Consider the following 2,730-nt stretch of genomic DNA (forward strand, 5'->3'; position numbering starts at 1 on the left):
AAGGGCGTCAAGCCGTTCATCGTGCCGATGGAGAAGGCCGCGCTCAAGATGTTCGAGACGCGCAAACTGTTCGTCATCTGCTCGTCAAGCCACGGTACGGGCGAAATCCCCGATAATGGGCAGCCCTTCTTCGACACGCTCTCGTCTGAGCGGCCGAACCTGACGGGCGTGCGCTATGGCACGGTGGCGCTCGGGGACATGACCTATTCGGCCAGCTTCTGCGGCGGCGGCGTCAAGTTCGACGAACTGTTCGCGGAATTGGGTGCGACCCGGCTGGTCGACCGGCTGGAGCACGACAAGCAGAGCGGCACGTTCGCCGAGGAGGAAGCGGTCGACTGGCTCGACGGGTGGGCCGCCGCGGCCGACGGCGATGCTGCGTAGCCCTCAGGCGGCCGGCTCAGCCCGGACCGCCTCCAGCAGTCCGGCATCGATCTCCCGCGCCGCCGCTTGCACCAGGGCCGAGGTGCCGGCGACCTCCTCGGGCGAGGTGGAGGCTTCCGGCACGACGATGCCGATGCTGCCGACGATCTGGCGGTCCGGCTGCCAGATCGGCGCGGCGATGCCGATCATGCCCTTGTCGAGCTCGCCGCGCGTGATCCAGACACCCGCCGTCCGTATCTTCTTGAGCGAACCCCGGAATGCGTCCCAGCTGTCGCCCAGCCCGGTCGCGGCAATGTCGGCATGTTCGTCGCGCCACACCGTGCGCAGGATGCGGGCCGGCAGGTTCGCCAGAATCACCACCGAGGCCGATCCGCGGAACAACCCCATCGGCCGCCCACGTTCGTAACTGACGGCATGCGCGGGCTTGTGCTCAAAAGCCTGGTGAACGCACATGACCTGCTGGCGGAAACGGCGGCACAACAGCGCGACGCCATCGCCGCCATTGCGCTTGACGAGGCGCGTCATCACAGGCCGCGCGACCTGGAGCAGCGGGTCCTGCAGTCGAAGTTGCCTGTCGTAGGCGATGATCGCCGGACCGAGGATGTATCGCCCACCCGACGTGGGATCGAGCAACCCCGCGCGATATAGGCTGTTGAAGTAGCGGTAGGCGGTGCTCCCCGACACGTCGAGCGCCTCGGCTGCCGCCTCCACGGTCCATTCCGGCTGCTCCATCGTGAACAGGGGCAGCACGGCGAGCAGTTTGTCGGCAGTGCTCACCGCGACGCCTCTCTACGGCGTGATCCGGCGCAGGCGCGCCTTGTTCGATTTGAGCGACGCGAACCAGGCAGCATTGTCATATGCCGCAAGTTGGAGCGCACGACCTGCGCTGACAAGCCACAATTTCGTCGTGATCGTCAGACGACGTAGGACTCTAAAATGCTACTTCCGGCAAGTAACATGAGCGCGAGCGTTCCACTCACGCTGCGAAACGCGTGGAAGCGGCCCCAACGGCGCAGGTGACCCGCCACTTCAGTCACATTGGCGTCACCCGGCTTGAAGGCGTGGATACGCCTGTTGACCGGGAGGATCAGCGCCCACGTGAACGGAACCACCGCCACGAGCAGGAGGGCCGCCAACAGATCCATCAGTCCCGCGCCCACCAGATAAGACCAGATCGCCATTCCCGCACCGACGACCGCCAGCAGCGGCATGTACGGGTCCGCATGGCGCAGCGAACGCTGCATCTGGTCGATGCCGGCGGCGCTTTCCGCCCCGAGGCGCGCGGGATGATCAACGATGCTCTGCATCATCGCTCCCCCCGCGAACAGGCCGGCGCATACAAGGGCGAGCGCGTGCGGAAGTGGTGGGGTCACGTTGATCTCCTTCGTGTCGGCGCTGGACCGATCATCAGACGGCGCTCGCCAGAACCGCTGCGGCGATCGGGGTCGTCGCGTCGCCGCGATCGGCGGTCGGACGCGCAAACAGGCTCGCAATCGAAGCCGCAACCGCCCTCGCCTCCTCGGGTGCAAAGGCGGTCACGACATAGCGGTCGGGGCGGATCAGGACGATCAGGCCCGAGAGTGCCGCCAGGGCAGGCTCGACCTCACCGACCACCACCAGGCTGGTGCCCGCTGGCGCCTCGCGCGGATCGGTCGCGAGCGCCACAGGCGTGACGGGCACCGCGCCGAAGTCGAACGCGGCCAGCGCATCGCGCACCGACTCCGAGGGGACGTCGACACTCAGCAGCACGAAGCCGCGCGAAACGGCGTCGTCGAGCAGCCGCTCGCTCCCGTCGGACGCGCGCACCATCGGCTGCGGGATCAACCGTCCAACAAGTGGATGCGCGGACCGGATCAGGAAGCCATCTCGGAAGCACGGCTTTGGCTTGTACTTCATCTCGCCGAAATAGCTGCGGAGCGGCGGCCAGAGCCCGGCTACCCGGAACGCGGTCTGGGTCGCCCAGCCCCGCCACCGGCTCGCCGGCCCCATGATCCGGCCCATCCTGAGCGCGAGCTCGATCATCCCGGCGACGTGCCCGCGCCGTTCGAGCTCGTACGTGTTGAGCAGCGATGGCGCGAGCCAGCCGCGCACGACCGCCGCGAGCTTCCAAGCAAGATTGTGCGCGTCGCGAATACCGCTGTTCATCCCCTGACCCGCGAACGGTGGGGTCAGGTGCGCCGCGTCCCCGGCAAGAAACACGCGACCCAACGACCAGCGGCTCGCGAGCCGGGCGTGGAACGTGTACACGGTCTGGCGCACGATCCGGCTGCCCGGCGCCACGCCGCGCGATTCGAGCAACTGACGGACGTTGTCGGCCCGCAGGACGTCCGCCTCCATTTCGTTCGGGAA

At 67.4% G+C, this 2,730-nt stretch carries 4 protein-coding genes; 1 reads left to right on the top strand and 3 read right to left on the bottom strand.

What is annotated here, in order from left to right; genetic code table 11:
• On the top strand, nucleotides 1–381 hold a 381-nt coding region (locus ACE5C1_RS11185), incomplete at its 5' end, for a flavodoxin domain-containing protein (protein WP_374944154.1).
• Nucleotides 382–384: 3 nt separating this feature from the next.
• On the opposite strand, the gene ACE5C1_RS11190 is transcribed toward ACE5C1_RS11185, so the two are convergent.
• From ACE5C1_RS11190 to ACE5C1_RS11200, 3 genes are all read right to left on the bottom strand, one after another.
• Entirely contained in the window at nucleotides 385–1,158 is a 774-nt protein-coding gene (locus ACE5C1_RS11190; RefSeq protein WP_374944155.1) for an IclR family transcriptional regulator, read from the bottom strand.
• Nucleotides 1,159–1,295: 137 nt separating this feature from the next.
• Nucleotides 1,296–1,754: a DUF1772 domain-containing protein gene (locus ACE5C1_RS11195; RefSeq protein WP_374944156.1), complete on the bottom strand. Its 459-nt coding sequence runs from the start codon at nucleotides 1,752–1,754 to the stop codon at nucleotides 1,296–1,298.
• A 34-nt stretch (nucleotides 1,755–1,788) separates the two neighbouring features.
• A complete protein-coding gene (locus tag ACE5C1_RS11200; protein WP_374944157.1) occupies nucleotides 1,789–2,718 on the bottom strand; it encodes an FAD-dependent monooxygenase in 930 nt (309 codons plus the stop codon).
• Between the last annotated feature and the right edge of the window lie 12 nt (nucleotides 2,719–2,730).

Source organism: Sphingomonas sp., assembly GCF_964263785.1.
Taxonomy (GTDB): Bacteria; Pseudomonadota; Alphaproteobacteria; order Sphingomonadales; family Sphingomonadaceae; genus Sphingomonas.

What these genes read in the sequence shown, in the direction of transcription:
- ACE5C1_RS11200 (WP_374944157.1), bottom strand. Translation starts at nt 2,718, where the DNA reads ATGGAGGCGGACGTCCTGCGGGCCGACAACGTCCGTCAGTTGCTCGAA.